The organism is Pseudothioglobus sp. nBUS_23 (assembly GCF_051201565.1).
Taxonomy (GTDB): domain Bacteria; phylum Pseudomonadota; class Gammaproteobacteria; order PS1; family Pseudothioglobaceae; genus Pseudothioglobus.
Window position 1 is genome coordinate 297,368 of sequence record NZ_CP179200.1, and the last position, 16,632, is coordinate 313,999.

17 protein-coding genes are annotated in these 16,632 nt (G+C 36.4%); 3 read left to right on the top strand and 14 right to left on the bottom strand.

Translation table 11 applies throughout. From position 1 onward, the window contains the following. Positions 1 to 71: 71 nt before the first annotated feature. From sbcB to ACMAZA_RS01510, 6 genes are all read right to left on the bottom strand, one after another. A complete protein-coding gene (gene sbcB, locus ACMAZA_RS01485; protein ID WP_435189397.1) occupies positions 72 to 1,499 on the bottom strand; it encodes an exodeoxyribonuclease I in 1,428 nt (475 codons plus the stop codon). 224 nt (positions 1,500 to 1,723) lie between these two features. Continuing rightward, on the bottom strand, positions 1,724 to 1,930 hold the full coding sequence (locus ACMAZA_RS01490) for a cold-shock protein (protein WP_435189399.1): 207 nt from the start codon (positions 1,928 to 1,930) through the stop codon (positions 1,724 to 1,726). A 176-nt stretch (positions 1,931 to 2,106) separates the two neighbouring features. Further along, positions 2,107 to 3,885, bottom strand: coding sequence for a DEAD/DEAH box helicase (locus ACMAZA_RS01495; RefSeq protein WP_435189401.1), 1,779 nt, complete (start codon positions 3,883 to 3,885; stop codon positions 2,107 to 2,109). Between the two features lie 101 nt (positions 3,886 to 3,986). Continuing rightward, complete coding sequence (locus ACMAZA_RS01500; RefSeq protein ID WP_435189403.1) at positions 3,987 to 4,538, bottom strand: thioredoxin family protein; 552 nt, start codon at positions 4,536 to 4,538, stop codon at positions 3,987 to 3,989. 22 nt (positions 4,539 to 4,560) lie between these two features. Continuing rightward, positions 4,561 to 5,298, bottom strand: coding sequence for a tRNA threonylcarbamoyladenosine dehydratase (locus ACMAZA_RS01505; RefSeq protein ID WP_435189405.1), 738 nt, complete (start codon positions 5,296 to 5,298; stop codon positions 4,561 to 4,563). Then, positions 5,298 to 5,993 (bottom strand): TatD family hydrolase, encoded by a 696-nt coding sequence (locus ACMAZA_RS01510; RefSeq protein ID WP_435189407.1) that lies wholly within the window; start codon positions 5,991 to 5,993, stop codon positions 5,298 to 5,300. The genes ACMAZA_RS01505 and ACMAZA_RS01510 overlap by 1 nt, the downstream gene beginning before the upstream one ends. Before the next feature lie 54 nt (positions 5,994 to 6,047). On the opposite strand from ACMAZA_RS01510, the gene ACMAZA_RS01515 reads away from it, so the two are divergent. The 3 genes from ACMAZA_RS01515 to rpsI all read left to right on the top strand — a co-directional run bounded on the left by ACMAZA_RS01515 (position 6,048) and on the right by rpsI (position 8,600). After that, positions 6,048 to 7,640 (top strand): phosphoethanolamine transferase, encoded by a 1,593-nt coding sequence (locus tag ACMAZA_RS01515; protein WP_435189409.1) that lies wholly within the window; start codon positions 6,048 to 6,050, stop codon positions 7,638 to 7,640. 123 nt (positions 7,641 to 7,763) lie between these two features. After that, on the top strand, positions 7,764 to 8,192 hold the full coding sequence (gene rplM / locus ACMAZA_RS01520; RefSeq protein WP_435189411.1) for a 50S ribosomal protein L13: 429 nt from the start codon (positions 7,764 to 7,766) through the stop codon (positions 8,190 to 8,192). Between the two features lie 12 nt (positions 8,193 to 8,204). Continuing rightward, a complete protein-coding gene (gene rpsI / locus ACMAZA_RS01525) occupies positions 8,205 to 8,600 on the top strand; it encodes a 30S ribosomal protein S9 (protein WP_435189413.1) in 396 nt (131 codons plus the stop codon). Between the two features lie 68 nt (positions 8,601 to 8,668). On the opposite strand, the gene ACMAZA_RS01530 is transcribed toward rpsI, so the two are convergent. The 8 genes from ACMAZA_RS01530 to recG all read right to left on the bottom strand — a co-directional run bounded on the left by ACMAZA_RS01530 (position 8,669) and on the right by recG (position 16,630). After that, a complete protein-coding gene (locus ACMAZA_RS01530; RefSeq protein ID WP_435189415.1) occupies positions 8,669 to 9,391 on the bottom strand; it encodes a glucosaminidase domain-containing protein in 723 nt (240 codons plus the stop codon). A 124-nt stretch (positions 9,392 to 9,515) separates the two neighbouring features. Further along, positions 9,516 to 11,285, bottom strand: coding sequence for an ABC transporter transmembrane domain-containing protein (locus ACMAZA_RS01535; protein WP_435189416.1), 1,770 nt, complete (start codon positions 11,283 to 11,285; stop codon positions 9,516 to 9,518). A gap of 31 nt (positions 11,286 to 11,316) precedes the next feature. After that, entirely contained in the window at positions 11,317 to 12,291 is a 975-nt protein-coding gene (locus ACMAZA_RS01540; protein ID WP_435189418.1) for an NAD(P)H-dependent glycerol-3-phosphate dehydrogenase, read from the bottom strand. A 5-nt stretch (positions 12,292 to 12,296) separates the two neighbouring features. Continuing rightward, positions 12,297 to 12,710 (bottom strand): rhodanese-like domain-containing protein, encoded by a 414-nt coding sequence (locus ACMAZA_RS01545; protein ID WP_435189420.1) that lies wholly within the window; start codon positions 12,708 to 12,710, stop codon positions 12,297 to 12,299. A 2-nt stretch (positions 12,711 to 12,712) separates the two neighbouring features. Continuing rightward, on the bottom strand, positions 12,713 to 13,297 hold the full coding sequence (locus ACMAZA_RS01550) for an anthranilate synthase component II (protein ID WP_435189421.1): 585 nt from the start codon (positions 13,295 to 13,297) through the stop codon (positions 12,713 to 12,715). 35 nt (positions 13,298 to 13,332) lie between these two features. Next, positions 13,333 to 14,046, bottom strand: coding sequence for a carboxy-S-adenosyl-L-methionine synthase CmoA (cmoA, locus tag ACMAZA_RS01555; RefSeq protein ID WP_435189423.1), 714 nt, complete (start codon positions 14,044 to 14,046; stop codon positions 13,333 to 13,335). After that, positions 14,039 to 14,515 (bottom strand): chorismate--pyruvate lyase family protein, encoded by a 477-nt coding sequence (locus ACMAZA_RS01560; RefSeq protein ID WP_435189425.1) that lies wholly within the window; start codon positions 14,513 to 14,515, stop codon positions 14,039 to 14,041. The genes cmoA and ACMAZA_RS01560 overlap by 8 nt, the downstream gene beginning before the upstream one ends. A 48-nt stretch (positions 14,516 to 14,563) precedes the next feature. After that, positions 14,564 to 16,630, bottom strand: a complete 2,067-nt coding sequence (gene recG / locus ACMAZA_RS01565) for an ATP-dependent DNA helicase RecG (RefSeq protein ID WP_435190448.1) — start codon at positions 16,628 to 16,630, stop codon at positions 14,564 to 14,566. Positions 16,631 to 16,632: the final 2 nt, after the last annotated feature.

The window sequence follows — 16,632 nt, forward strand, 5'->3', positions numbered from 1 at the left end:
ACCTTTTTGGTTTAACTATGGGTGAAATATTATACTTAATTTTTATATATTTATCAATAACCAGTCTGTTTTCAAATAAATGAATTCGCGTAGTCTTCAAGCTGTTTCCATAGATTTTTTTTATCTGGACTGATATCTTTTAGATGATTCAAGCTTCTTTCAAAGCTATCAATAGAAAGAAAACCGTTTTCACCATTTTGTATTCTAGATTGAACTATTTCAAACCATTGTTCCTGTTCAAAATCATTCAGATACTGAGGATAATTTCTTGCTTTAAAATTTAAAAAAAGTTTTATTAATTTTTTGTCTTCAAATGCGGGACTATAATTAGCAAAATCTTGAGTTGAAAGATTTTGTATCTCATTACTAATAGCTCTGTCATGATTGCTAACAAAGCCATCATAAAGAGATTGATCAACATCTGAACTTTGCTTTCTTTCAGATGGTTGTTTATATATTGATTGAACTTTTTGTTGAATTTTTAATCTATTTGTCTGGATAAATTCTAAATTTTTTAAACAACCCTCCATATCAATCTGAAATTTTTCTATTAGAGTGGGCGAGAGTTTAAAGCTATCTTCATTTGGACTGCAAACAAACATAGGGCTTTTATTAAATACTAGTTCATTCAACTCAAGCTTCTCAAGACCTTTTGGTAAGTCAGCTTTTCTAGTAAAAGTGAGTTTTTTTAGTTCTTCCTCGTCAAGCTCTAAAAGAATCTCTGGATCTTGATTCAAGTTAAAAACAATTGCACGATCAGAATAATCAGGATGATAGCAGATTGGAGTTACGAGTCTTGTAAATGAAGACTTATAGCCAAAGCCAGAGGAGGTTAAAAGCATTGGATAAAAAAGCTTGACGAGTTTTTCCACCTCTTTTTTATTTCTTAGACTCAATGCATATTCAAAGAATTTAGGCTGAGTCTTTTTGATGATTGAGGCAATTCCAATGGTCGCTCTTACATCGGCCATGGCATCATGCGCATTACTGTGCTCAATGTGATTTGCGGGAGCAAGGTTGTCTAGTTTAAAAATAGGCCGATTTTGATTATTTCTTACCCAAGTCAAGCTTCCTTCCTCTTTGTGAGCATAACAAAATCTAGCAACATTTAAGATATCCCACCTTGAATTGCCATGTTGCCAATGCCATGAGTATGGATCTAAAAAGTTTCTAAATAGGGTATGCCTAGTATATTCATCATCAAAAGCAATTGAGTTATATCCAACAATGCAGGTCTCAGGTTTTGAAAACTCTGCATGGATTTTTTTTATGAACTCATGCTCAATAAAGCCTTTTTCTTCACAGAGTTGTGGGGTAATACCAGTGACTGAACATGCTTCAGGTGCTGGGAGAGAGTCACGGGTGGGTTTACAATAAAACATATGCTCATCAAGAATATTAAGATTTTCATCCGTTCTAATTCCTGCAAATTGAGCAATTCTTTGAACTTTTGGAGAAAGGCCAAAAGTTTCGTAATCATACCAATAGAAAGTTTTCATATCCCAATTAGTTTAAACAAAAATACATCGACTGACTCAGATATCCAAGAAATGAAGAAGAAAGAGTTAATTTAAATCAATAAGACACACACTCTTCTTAATCTTATTCAAATAAGAAAAATTTTTCTAAACTGTTAGTTTATCGAAGATAAAACTTGTAAGCAGTCTAGAGGGGGAAAAAGGAAAAAACCCAGCTTTGGGCTGGGTTTAAAAAAACTTTTAAATTATTTTGCTACGACGTTTGCAGCTTGAGGGCCTTTGGCACCATCTTCAAGTTCAAACTCAACCTCTTGACCTTCCTCAAGAGTTTTGTAGCCATCACCTTGTATTGCTCTGAAGTGAACGAAAACATCGTCACCACTTTCTTGCTCAATAAAACCAAAACCTTTTTTTGCGTCAAACCATTTAACGCGACCTGTTGTTGTAGACATGCAGTCTCCTAAAAAAAAATAAAACATGGAAAAGATGCAACCAACCCAAATCACTGTGAAACCGACATACTACGAAGCAACAACACAACATCAAAATCAGCTGAATATTAACCAGCAAAGCCAATTTTAACCTAAAAAACTAATAATGTATATTTATTTAATTTGGCCACAAATGACTATCTTCTTGATCGACTTCTGGAGAATTTTTTATCTCTATTTATTTTTGGCTTACCTTTTCTTCGTTTTTTAGACGAGTCCCTTTTAAAATGACTAGATGACTCTCTGGGAGCTGTTTTATTGTTTTTTTCAGTGAGCTCTTCCATGTTGAGCTTTTTGTCAAACACCCTAGTATTTTTAAGAATTTGAAGAGTTTCTTTTGGCATCTCATCAGGTAAATCAACGGTTGTGAAGTCTTGATGTATTTGAATTGCTCCGATAAATGCACTGCTTATTTCAGCTTCATTCGCAATAGCTCCAAGAATGTTGCCTGGCTTAATATTATCTCTTCGTCCCAATGATATTTTGTATCTTCTCATTTGGATAGATGGATTATCTTTGAGAGGGTCTGCGTGGATTGAAATTGCAATAGTTTTCTTATCTTTGGAGTCTATTTTGGGTTGAATAATCTCTTTTTCGCTCAGTAAAAGAGGTTCTGTGCCCTGAGCCATTAAGGCAAGTGAGGATGCAATTTTAAATAGATCAACTTCATTTTCTTTCTGATAGCTAAGAACTAGATCTGAAAAAATTGAAAGATCTTGGTTTTCAAGAGTTTGTGTAATCCTTTGTTTAAAGTTTACAATCCTTTGCTCATTGATTATTTTTGCAGATGGAAGCATCATTGGCTCAATCGGCTGTCGAGTAATCCTTTCAATCGTTTTCAGCATTCTTCTTTCACGAGGTGCAACAAATAATATTGCTTTTCCATCTCTTCCAGCACGGCCAGTTCTTCCAATTCTATGGACGTAGGACTCTGGATCTTGTGGTATGTCATAATTAATAACATGAGAGATTCGATCCACATCAAGACCTCTTGCTGCGACATCAGTCGCAATAAGAATATCAATTTTTCCTTTTTTTAGGTGCTGAATTATTCGCTCTCTGTGATTTTGTGCAATATCACCATTTATTGCTTCTGCCGTAAAGCCTCTGGCTGAGAGCTTTTCTGCAAGATCTATTGTTACAGTTTTAGTTCTGACAAAAATTAGAAGTGCATCAAAGGCCTCAACTTCTAAAATACGAGTCAAGGCGTCCAGTTTATGAACACCACCAACAAGCCAATATCTTTGCGAGATTGTTTTAGCAGTTGCGGTTTTTGTTTTAATTTTGACTATTTTTGGGTTGTCTAAAAATTTCTCAGCAACTCTTCTTATGACATCTGGCATAGTTGCAGAGAAGAGCGCGATTTGACGCTCTTCTGGTAGTTTTTCCATGACCCACTTAACATCATCAATAAAGCCCATTCTGAGCATTTCGTCCGCCTCATCTAAGACCAATGCCTTGAGCGAATTTAATTTTAAAGTGCCCCTTTTGAGATGATCCATGACTCTGCCAGGAGTTCCAACTACTGCATGAACTCCTCTTTTTAGAGGTTTTAATTGAACATCATAGGATTGACCACCATAAATTGGAAGAACATGAAAGCCTTTCAGATGTCTTGAGTAAGTCTGGATTGCTTCGGATACTTGAATTGCAAGTTCACGTGTTGGCGCTAAGACTAATAGCTGAACTTGATTGTTTTTTAAATCAATCCTGTCTATCAAGGGAAGCGAAAATGCAGCTGTTTTTCCTGTACCTGTTTGAGCTTGACCAATGACATCATAACCCTTGAGTAGGTGAGTTATGCATTGCTCTTGGATAGCTGAGGGTGTTTCATAGCCAACGTCATCAAGTGCTTGAATTAATGCATCAGAGAGGCCAAAGCTATTAAATGTAACGCTAGATGCATGATCAGCCATAATTTGGATGGGGGTGTTAAAGAAAAGGGTGGATTATACCTTGTATTTGCTCTAAACATTGAAATGACAGAAGTCTAATGCAAATGTTTTAACGTGTTTCTTTATTCAAACCATTTAATTGAGCATCCCATTGAAGGGATTTGGTTATCAGGCCCTTTGCCAGTTATGGAGATTTGTTTCATAGCTTCAAAAAGTTCACGCTTGGCGCCATCAACAGATTCTTTTCGAGATTCATCCAGCCTCCCTCTATATTGAAGACCAAGCTTATCGTTATATCCAAAAAAATCAGGTGTGCAAACTGCTCCATATGCTCTTGCTATTTCCTGAGTTTCATCAATAAGATAAGGAAATGGAAAGTTATGATCTAGAGACAATTTTTTCATATTGTCAAATGAGTCCTCTTCATATTCATTTGGATCATTTGACATAATTCCTACACTATTAATACCAAATTGCTTTAATTCTTCAGTATCTCTAATGATTCTGCTAATGATTGATTTGACGTAAGGACAATGATTACAAATAAACATTATTAGAAGACCATTCGATCCTCTAAGAGAGTTTAAATCATAGTATTGCTCATCAACCCCCTTGAGCTTGAAATCAATTGCGGGAAGGTTAAATTCACAAATTGGGGTTTCAGTTCTTACCATAGTAAACTAATTGTCATAATAGTCATGATTTTAGTATAGATTGAATAATATGTCCTGCCATCATTAATCCAAATATATTAGGCATATATGATATTGCGCCATTGACTGCCCTCGGTCTACCGGGCGGGGAAAATTCAGTTTCATTAACTGCTTGGTGAGGCAGAGCCTTTATTTGAACTTCAGTTGAGTGAACTACAGGAAATTTTAATGATGCGCATTTTAATCTAAGCTGTCTTCTTAGCTCTCGTGCTAGTCCACAATATTCTGTTTTGTCCATTCTTGAGATTGTAACTTTTGTGGGATCCAGCCTACCTCCTGCACCCATACTTGAGATTATTGGCTTATTAAAACGATTACAAGCATCAATTAAATTTGTTTTACAGGCTATAGCATCAATACAATCAGCCACAAAATTGTAATCCACTTCATTAGCTATTTCTTCAGCAATGTTGCCATCAATAAATAGATTTTTTTCATTAATCACAGTATCAGGATTTATATCTCTGAGTCTTTTTGATAAAACCTCAACCTTTGATTGACCTAGAGTTGAATGAAGAGCAATAATCTGGCGATTGAGATCAGTCTTGTCCACCAAGTCAAAATCAATGAGGGTAAGCTCTCCTATACCAGCTCTGCAAAGGGACTCTGCACAAGCGCCGCCAACACCTCCAAGTCCGGCAATGACAACATGAGACTCTGCTAACTGAGCTAAACCTAACTGACCAACTAGTATTTCAGTTCGAGCACAACTTCCAGCCATTAGCTTATTTTAAAAAGATTATATGTATTCTGATCACACTGCTCAATGACTTCATCTACAGTAATTTTTTTGATTCTAGCAACTCTCTCAGCTACCTGTACTAACTCATCAGGATTATTACTATCATCTGTTTCTATGACTATCGATTCAATTGGCAAGAAGTTAATAATATCATGCAGTTTATATGCATGTGGATTGGTAATTGCAGCGCCAAATCCAAAAGAAAAGTTTATTTTCAATAAATTTTCAGCTTGCTGAAGACTGCCAGAATAGGCATGAATTACTCCTCTTGATTTAGAGTAGGACTTAAGTAAATCAGTAACATCCTCTGTTGCATGAACAGAATGAATAATTAGTGGAAGATCGAATCGAGTTGCAAGTGCAACTTGTTCATCAAAAAAGAATCTTTGCGTATTTTGATCTTTGACTTTGACATAATCTAAGCCACACTCACCAACAGCAATCGGCTTTTCTTCTTCGATTTTAACTTCAAGATCATACAGATCAATCATCTGATGATCTTTCACAAACCATGGATGGATACCCAATGCAAAATGACTATTTTTATTTGAATGACAGCAGGCAATTACACTATCCCAATTGTCTTTTCCGGTCGATGGAATTATAACTCCAGTAGTTGAACTGGATGGAGTTTTAACATTATCAAAATCTAAGTGTATATGTGAGTTAACCATTACTTCCTTTATCTTCTAGTGGATAATATAATATTAATTTTTCATCTAAGTTAAATGCAATTTTTTTCTAAGAAAATTTCGCAAGTTTACCTCGTATTGTTAGTTGGAGCGTTTCTAACCTTAACAGGTAATTTTACATTTTTCGAAAAAACAATGCAGATTTATCCGTTTGTTGAAAACTCATTATTCGTTATCTCGTTGTCTTTATTTTTATTTTCATTTCTTACATCCATCTTGTTGCTTGTTTGTTTTAGGTGGAGCATTAAACCAATTCTTATTTTTCTCTTACTGCTCTCGTCAGTATTAGCCTATAGCACCAATAATTATGGAATAGTTTTTGACCATAACATGATTACTAATACATTTGAGACCGATGCCAGTGAACTTGGCGATCTCATGAGTATTCAATTCATCCTGTATTTATTTTTTTTGGGGCTATTACCATCGTACTTTGTATGGAAAATTAAATTAACAAAAATTCCACTCATGCCTCAATTTTGGCAGAGATTTAAAGTATTTGTGACTTTGGTAGTTGTTTTTATAGTTGTCGTATTGTCATTCTCGAAGCATTACTCTTCCTTTGCCAGAGAGAATAGAGATTTAAGGCTTTACATTACGCCTTCATATTTTCTATACTCATCAATTAAGTTTGTTGACTCAAAAATCGAAACATCTGCCAAGCCTTTTGAGGTTATTGGCGAGGATGCAGTAATTAATAAGAAGTCAGATAAAAGACGCTTAGTAATTTTTGTAATTGGTGAGACTGCAAGAAGAGACCATATGTCTTTAAATGGTTATAGTTTGAAAACTAACCCTTTGCTTGAAAAAGAGGACATTATCTCCTTTAGTAACATGACCTCATGTGGAACTGACACTGCATGGTCTGTTCCGTGTATGTTTTCATTGCTTGGAAGGGATAGCTATTCCCATGCAAAGGGAAAAAATATGAGCAATGTGCTTGATCTGGTCAGCCATGCCGGTGCTAGCGTAGTTTGGCTAGAAAATAACTCGAGTTCGAAAAGTGTCGCAGATCGAATAGAGTTTTTGGACTTACGCTCTTCACAAAATAACCCTATTTGTGACCCCGAATGTAGAGATGAAGGTATGTTGGTTAATTTACAAAATTATATTGAAGAGCAGGATAAAAAAGATATTTTAATTGTTATGCATACAATGGGAAGTCATGGGCCTGCGTACTATAAAAGATATCCTAAAGAGTTTGAAGTATTCAAACCAGTATGTAAGACTAATCAACTCAATGAATGCAGTGATAATGAGATTAGTAACGCTTATGACAATACAATTCTCTATACTGATTATTTCCTCTCAAAAGTTATAGAGCTACTCAAGGACAATTCTAAAGATTCTGATACTGCAATGCTTTATGTGAGTGATCACGGTGAGTCTCTTGGCGAAGGAGGATTATATCTTCATGGTATGCCTTACTTTATGGCACCTGATGAACAAAAAGATGTTGCTGCGTTTATGTGGCTTGATGAATCTATGTCAAAGCTTTTTGACAAAAATATTGTTATGGAAAATTCAGTCCTACCTCAATCGCATGATAGCCTTTTTCATACAATATTGGGTTTAATGGATGTAGAGACAGAGCTGTATCAAAAAAATCTTGATTTGATGGTTAAATAGATCTTAATTTTTGCCATCAACCGCTTCTGATGTTTAGGATAATTGCCAAATGAAAACTTACATTAAGAATAAAAAGTGATTATAATAGTGCGCTTGTTCTAAACTGACGTATATAAAAGAGTTATGAAAACATTTAGTGCGAAAACTCATGAGGTTAAAAGAGACTGGTTTTTAGTTGATGCAGATGGTAAGACTTTAGGCCGTTTGGCGACTGAGGTTGCATCTCGTCTTCGTGGAAAGCATAAGCCAGAATACACGCCACATGTAGATACTGGAGATTACATTGTTATTGTGAATGCTGCAAAAGTAGCTGTTACTGGAAATAAGTACAACGACAAAATGTATCATCATCACACAGGCTATGTTGGAAACTTAAAGTCAGTTCCATTTAAAGAGCTACTAGCTAAAAAGCCAGAAGAAGTTATTCAAAAAGCAGTAAAAGGAATGCTTCCTAAAGGACCTTTGGGCAGAGAAATGGCTAGAAAAATGAAAGTTTTTGCTGGCGAAGAGCATTCACATGCTGCACAACAACCACAACTATTAGAAATTTAAGGCATATTGATTATGGCAGATAAAGAAGTATTTTATGCAACTGGAAGAAGAAAGACATCAGTTGCTAGAGTTTATATGACCAAGGGTAAGGGCGTTTTTACGGTAAATAAAAAACCTATGGATGAATATTTTGGAAGAGAGACTTCTTCAATGATTATCAATCAGCCCCTAGATGTTGTTGAGATGCATAATAAATTTGATTTCAATATCATGGTTAAAGGTGGTGGTGATACTGGACAAGCTGGCGCAATTAGACTTGGTGTTACTAGAGCATTGATGGCTTATGATGAAGCCACTCGTTCGGATCTAAGAAGTGCAGGTCTTGTAACCCGTGATGCTCGTGTTGTTGAGCGCAAAAAAGTGGGCAAGAAGAAGGCCAGAAAGAGCGAGCAGTACTCAAAGCGTTAATCCGAACTTTAAGAAGTTTGAAAAAAACCCGCTTAGAGCGGGTTTTTTTATATCTAATAGAAAAAATTTCAGTTTAAATAGTCATGCCTTTCTAACTGGTTGAAGTTTATGAGTGTTTGAATTGACTCGATGTATTCATCTCCTGGGAAAGCGTAATTACCTAGACCTTGAGCAAGTAGGGTTCCAGTAATTGGTTGTAAACTTTCACGCTGATTTTTCCTCATTAATCGGAGATCCTCATAAGCATAGCTTCGATTTATATTAAGTACGTAATAGTCAATACAGTCTTCTAGAGAATTAAAGCTTGCTACCTCATGCGTGGCGTCCTCATCTCTATCTTTTGGAATTACTCCACAGCCTTTAGTGAAGCACCAGATTCCAAAGTAATTATTAAAATCTTTGGCAAACCTAGATCTTCCCCAGTCAGATTCATTTGCAGCTTGTGCAAGAACGAGTGATGGTGGAAGAATATCTATGACTTTGAGTAACTGCTCTTTGGAGGGGGTTTCAACACGATATTTCTTTGCTAAGTCGTTAAGCTGATTGTCATTTAGCTCATTATTAGATATAGCGTTTCTTAAAGCTACTATTTCAGCATTCTTCTTATGAATCACAGGTAGTAAATAGTTAAAAAAAACTTCCTTTCTCACAACAGTACTTTCTATAGAATCAAAACTTGGCTTAAACGAAGAGAGAGATGCTGAAGAAACAAGAGAGCTGATTGTAAACAGCGCAAATAAGAGGAAAAGAGTTTTTAAATTTTTAAGGGTATTTCTATAATTATTGACCATTTGATAATCAATTCAGTATTGAAATTTGGAGGTTATTATCCACAAAAAAATAATCTTATTTACCTTATTTTTAAATTAAATTCTCAAGTTCAATTATATTTCAAATATGCAAGGTGCGGAACTCTTAGTGATTAAATTGAAGTTCACAGAGTCTCTTATAAAGTTCAGATTCTGATAGTAATTTTTGATGAGTTCCCTCTGCCACAAGGCGGCCGTTATCAATCAATAGAATACGATCGGCATACATAATGGTGGCAAGTCTGTGAGCAATAATGAGTGTTGTCCTTCCCTGCATTAATCTTTTCAAAGCCTCTTGAACCTTTTGTTCACTGTTTGCATCTAATGCACTCGTTGCCTCATCTAAAAGAAGTATTGAAGGGTCTTTAAGAATGGCACGAGCGATTGCTATGCGTTGACGCTGTCCACCAGACAATCTTACCCCTTGTTCCCCCAAGTAACTATCAAAACCCTCTGGAAGTTTCTCAATGAAATTTAAAGCAAACGCTTCCTTAGCAGCAGCCTTAATCTGCTGAATGCTTGCAATAGGGTTGCCATAGCTAATGTTGTGAGATACATCTGCAGAGAACAGAGTCGGTTGTTGAGGTACGACACCAATATTTGCCCTAAGTTTTACCGGATTAAGACTGATTATATTGACTTCACCGACTTCAATACTTCCGTTGGATGGGTCATAAAATCTTTGAATTAACTCAAATATTGTTGTTTTGCCAGAGCCAGATAACCCAACGATAGCTATAGTTTCCCCTTTATCAACCTTGAAACTTATTTCCTCAAGTGCTTTTTCATCAGGCCTTGATGGATAACTAAAGCTAACATTGTTAAAGTTTAATGAGAGGGTTCCATCTGGCAAGTCTTTAGCTTGAGAGGGGGGTTGAATTTGTGATTCTTCAGAGAGTAATTCAAGTAGCCTTTCTGTAGCGCCTGCAACCCTTTGAAGTTGTCCATAGATTTCAGAGATAACTGCTACTGATCTTGCCACCATAATTGCGTAAAAAACAAAGGAGGCTAGCTCACCTGCCGATATATCTCCATTTGTGACATCTTGTGCGCCAAACCAAATCATCGCCCCCAGTCCTGTAAAAACCAGAATCATAGCTGCGGCTATGAGCAAAGAGCTCTGCATAATTCTTCTCTTTGCTGCGCTGAAAGCTTTTTCAACTTCATTTTTGAATGCTCTAGACTCTTCTGGCTCACGAGTGAAGCTTTGTACTACTTTAATATTTTGTACAATCTCACCTGCGTAGGTTCCGATATCTGCAACGGTATCTTGACTCTTGCGCGATAGAGCTCTCAAACGACGACCATAGATGGCCATTGGAAGAAGAATGATTGGGACAGCGACTAGGACAATTAAGGCAAGTTTGATATTAGTGATGAGCATCATCACTAATCCGCCAAGGAATAAAAGCGCACTACTTAAAGCCATCGAGATTGAAAATCCGAAAATGGACTGAAGTAATGTAGTATCTGTAGTCAAGCGTGCATTTATTTCTCCACTACGATTCATCTCGAAGTAATGTGGATGAAGTTTCAAAAGGTGATTGAATACTGCTAAACGAACATCATTACTGACCCTCTCACCAATCCATGAAACAAAATAGAACCTAAAAAAGGTACCAATTACCAAAGTGATTAAAACAACAGCAATGATAATCAACTGATGATGTTGAAGGGTATAAATTCCTTCATCAATGAATAATTTAATGCCTTGACCAAAAAGCAGGAAAGATAGAGAGGTCACAATAAGTGCCATCAAAGCAATGGTTGCAATTTTTTTGTATGGTTTGATGAATGGTGATAATTTAAGAAGAATTCTTAAATCTTGTTTTTGAATTTTTTCAGCAGTGCTGACTTGTTTATTATTTAAGCTCATATTGATGAGTGAGGAACATCTCTAAAATTATTTACTCATCACTCGGCTTTCTTAACAGAAGTTCGGTAACAGCATCTTTAGGAGAAATTTTACCTTGAGTAACTTGAAATACATGTTCACATATTGGCATTTCAACTTGGTGTTTTTGTGCCAAATTTAGTACTAGCTCTAGTGCTTTATAGCCCTCAACAGTTGCATTAATATTCTTCAAAGCTCTATCTGATGCTATATTTTTAGCCAGCTCCTTTCCAAATCGCCTATTTCTCGACAAGTCATCAGAGCAGGTGAGAACTAGATCACCAATTCCAGAAAGCCCCTGAAATGTTAACTTATCTGCCCCTAATGCAACTCCTAATCTAGTCATTTCAGCTAGACCTCTGGTAATTAATGCGGCCTGAGTGTTTGCACCAAAACCAAGTCCACTTGCAATTCCTGCGGCTATTGCAAGAACATTTTTAACTGCTCCGCCAACCTGCACACCTACAATATCTGAATTTGTGTAAGCACGTAGAGTTTTAGTCTGAATGATGTTGGACCAAAACTCTCGTGTCTTCTGATCCTTTGATGCAACAACAATAGCAGCTGGCTTTTGTTCAACAATTTCAGCTGCAAAAGTGGGGCCAGATATAACACAAGGATAGTGACTATTAATTTGATTACTAAAAGTTTCATGAAGGAGGTTTCCGCTTACTGGATCAAAGCCTTTTGATACCCAAGCTAGTGGAGTCTGACCAATATCATCTTTAATGGCATCAAGCACATAAGAAAAGGAAGAGCTGGGGGTAGCAATAAGAACAGCCATCGATTTCGGTATAACCGTATAGCTAGAGTCAAGCTTAATATTTCTATTGAAGGGTTTTGTGAGAGCTGGATGCTGATTACCAATGGTCTCAGTTTTCTCTTTATTTTTCGTAATCAGATAAATGGTATCAAATTTATCACTGAGGGCAATTGCAAGTGCGCTTCCCCATGCGCCTGCTCCAATAATAGTAAGGGAATTGTTCATTTTTCTTATCTTTGTATCGGGAGGTCAGCCTTAAGCCAAGCATTAAAACCTCCCTTTAAGCTAGATACTTTTTGAAAATCATTTTTTGAAAGAATATCTGCAATTCGATCAGACCTTGTCCCACTTTTGCAATACACAAGAATATTTTTTGATTTGTCCAGTGAGTCCATCTTTGCTTTGACTTGACCCATTGGTATGTTGAGGTCGTTGCTCAGAAATCCGGCTTTCCTCTCTTTTTCCTCTCGAACATCTATGATAATAAGCTCATCATCATCCATTAGTGAAACCGCCCCATTGGTATCAACCACTTGATATTTTCTATATTTCTCACTATAGATATTTACGATTAATAGAATGATTAGGGCAAACAATGTTCCAGTTAGTAATAGCTCACCTTGTAAAAATTGAATGAATTCCATAATTATTTATTGTCCTGTAAAAAAGTATCAAGCATTTGATGCCCGTGCTCAGTCAGAATCGATTCTGGATGAAACTGAACACCCTCGATGGGATGAGTTTTATGACGTACTCCCATAATTTCTTCTATTTCGCCAGACTCTGTGTTAGTCCATGCTGTCATTTCAAAACAATCAGGCAAGGAGCTCTTCTCAGCAACTAAGGAGTGGTAGCGAGTTGCATTAAGGGGATTCTTAAGGCCTTTGAAAACACTTTTAGAGATATGATGAACTGGAGAGACTTTTCCATGCATAATTTTTTGAGCGCCAATGATATTGCCACCAAAGGACTGAACAATGGCTTGGAAACCCAAGCAAACTCCTAGTATTGGAAATTTACCTGCTAATTTTTCTATAAGCTCTAGTGAAATTCCAGCTTCATTGGGGGTGCAGGGACCTGGAGAAATAACAATATATTTAGGATTTAGCTCTTGTATCTCTTTGACCGTAATTTGATCATTTCTGTGAACAATTACTTCCTGACCTAGTTCACCAAAATATTGAACTAAGTTATAAGTAAATGAGTCATAGTTGTCAATCATTAATAACATATTGAACCCAGAATGTAGGCGAAAAATAAGTAAGTTTATTTTACAGATAAAAAAGAAACAAAGTTAAGGCACTGAAAGATGCAACTAGTCTCCATAAAGCCAGAATTACTTAAGCGCTTAAGATGATCTTCTTTTGATTCAGTAATGAGAACATTTTCGATTGCTTGACGTTTATTTGCAATCTCAAGTTCACTGTATCCATTCTCTCTCTTAAAATCCAAATGAAGTTTTGTAATATGATTTTGAGTCAATTCATCATCAAAGTGAACCTTTTCGCTAATGATGAGGATGCCGCCAGGATTTAGTCCCTCATAAATCTTTTTTATGAGACTTGAGCGAAGTTTAACATCAATAAATTGAAGCGTTAAATTCAAAACAACTATGGATGCATTTTTAATGTTAGCTTGATTAATATCTTCACAGATTACATGCAGATTATCTACTGTATCGTTAAGATTTATTTTGCACTGCCTAGTCATTTCCTCAGAGTTATCGATAGCAATAAATTGATTATTCTTGTTTTTATTATTTAGGGCGAGTGAGAGCGTTATAGCCCCGGTTGATGAACCTAGGTCATAGTAGTTGGTATTGTTTTGACCATACATTCTAGCAACAAGACCAATCATTTGTATCATTGAGTCATATCCTGGGACTGATCTTCTGACCATGTCATCAAACACTTTAACTACGTCATCATCAAATTGAAAATCTGCAATATCTAGTTGTTTGTCGAATAATTTATCACGCATACAATGACTCCAAAAATATCTCAGTAACGAGCAAATTAGTTTTACCGATGTTAAAAGTTGACCGTCTTGCCCATGAATTTTGAAAACTTCCTACCTCTAGATGGCCACGCTCTATTTTGGGATCATCAAATAAAATTTCTCCAAGAGGTCTAGAGCCAATTTTTAAAATATCAATTGTATCCTCATTAATAGGGATCAGTGAGCGAGCATTGACTACAGGTTTTTGATTTCCTAGAAGCTCAACCTCCCTAACAATAATTTCTATGTTTTCAGGCGAGTTTAAAAGTTGATTTTCGCACTTGTAAGGCATACTTTCTTTTTGTGAGATGACATTAACTTCAAAGTCTTCATATTTCTCTTTAAGTTTTTGCGTTAATGAAGTACTATCCAACAGCCAAATACTAACATAAGATGGTATTTGCTCGCTTGGATCAAAGATTCGCCAATTAAATTTGTCGGGATTAAACATAAGCGCTGTATTTTACAAGAATCTAGGTTTTTTTAAATTCAAAAAAAATTACGCATCAAAATAATCAGTCTTTTCTTCATCTATCCATCGGTTGATTAAGGCATTTTGACTATCTAGGTTTGCCTCAAGCATCTTTGAAGAATAATAACCAGCCTCTTTAAGGAGGTAAGCATCTCTGACAATATTTGCAATTTTCATAGAGGCTATTCCAGTTTGTTGAGTCCCTAATATTTCTCCAGGGCCTCGAAGTTCTAGGTCTTTTTGAGCAATCATAAAGCCATCATTACTTTGCCTGAGGATATCAAGCCTCTCTCTAGCATTGTTACTAAGAGGTGATTGATACATGAGTATACAGATGCTTTTCTCAGAGCCTCTTCCAACACGTCCTCTGAGCTGATGGAGCTGAGCTAAACCTAGGCGCTCAGCATTTTCAACAATCATCAGACTTGCGTTAGGCACATTCACTCCGACTTCAATGACGGTTGTTGCAACTAGAAGGTTAATTTGACCATTTTCAAAGTCTTTCATAATGCCTTCTTTCTCTTGCTTTGTTAGCCTTCCATGAATCAAAACAACTGTTAAATCCGCAAGATGGTCTTTAAGGTAATTGAAGGTTTTTTCAGCTGATTCTGCTCTGAGAGCTTCTGACTCTTCAATAAGTGTACAAACCCAATAAATTTGACGACCCTCATCTGAGATTTTCCTAATCTTAGTTATTAGCTCGTCTCTTCTGGCATTATTTAATGCAATGGTTTCAACTTTCTGACGACCTGGAGGAAGCTCATCTATGATTGAGGTATCAAGGTCAGCATAGGCACTCATTGTTAATGATCTTGGTATTGGTGTTGCAGTCATGACGAGTTGGTGCGGAGTATGATTAGCTTTTTTTGTAAGGGATAGTCTTTGATGAACTCCAAACTTATGTTGCTCATCAATAATAACAAGGGATAAATTTTTAAAGCTAACACTCTCTTGGAAAAGTGCATGTGTTCCAATCACAACTTTTGCTTTGCCACTCTCGACAAGACTCAGCTGCTCCATTCTTTCCTGAGTATTTTGAGATCCTGAGAGGTAGGCAATTTGAATATTTAACGACTCAAGATAGTGAGTAAAGTTTTGAAGGTGTTGGCGAGCCAAAATTTCAGTAGGTGCCATAATTGCTGCCTGAAAGTTATTTTCAACAGCCTGAATGAGAGCAAAAACTGCAACAATAGTTTTTCCTGATCCAACATCTCCCTGGAGTAGTCTGAGCATTGGTTCTGAACTTGCTAAATCGTCATTTATTTCTTGAATGCAATGAGACTGAGCGTTGGTTAACTTGAAATCAAGGGAGTTCAAAAGCTTGTTACTCAAAGTGTTTTTAAGTATGAAGGCGTTAGTTTTTTTACCTTTTCGGGCTTTTTTGGTTTTCAACAAACTAAGTTGGTGAGTAGCAAGCTCTTCAATAATCAATCTTTGCTGAGATACATGTTTAAAGGATTCTATTGCTGATAAGTCTTCATCTTTTTCTGGATGATGCAGCAGCATTAATGAACTTTTCAGGCTTGGCATCGATTGCTGGGTAATTTTTTCAAAGTAATCATCAAGCTGACTTGTTTTTAATACCTCAAGAGAGTAATTAACCCATTGCTTCATTTTGTTCTGACTGATGCCAGAACAAAGAGGGTAGATTGGAGTCAGTGTTGGCTCTAGAAGCGGACTCTGATTTTGGGTGATGATGCGATACTCAGGGTGATGCATCTCAAAACCCTTGCGACCAATCTTGATTTCTCCGAAGCACTGCATTGTTTCACCTCGGATCAGTCCTTGTTTTTGATACTGAGTAAAATGAAAAAAACGTAATAGGATTCTGTGATTTTGGTTATCAGATAAATAGCACAATAACTGCCTTTGTCTTGAGGGAATGACTTCAATTCTGTCAATAGTTGCTTCAATCAAAATCTCATCATTTAGACTTGTATCTGATAGAGAAGTGATTGAAGTTTTGTCTTGATACCTAGAGGGCAGGTGAAAAACTAAGTGCTCTAAAGTATGAATTCCTAGCTGATTTAACCTATCAGAGGTTTTCTTCCCTAACCCTTTAATCGAGATGATTGGATCAGAGATTGAAGGCATAA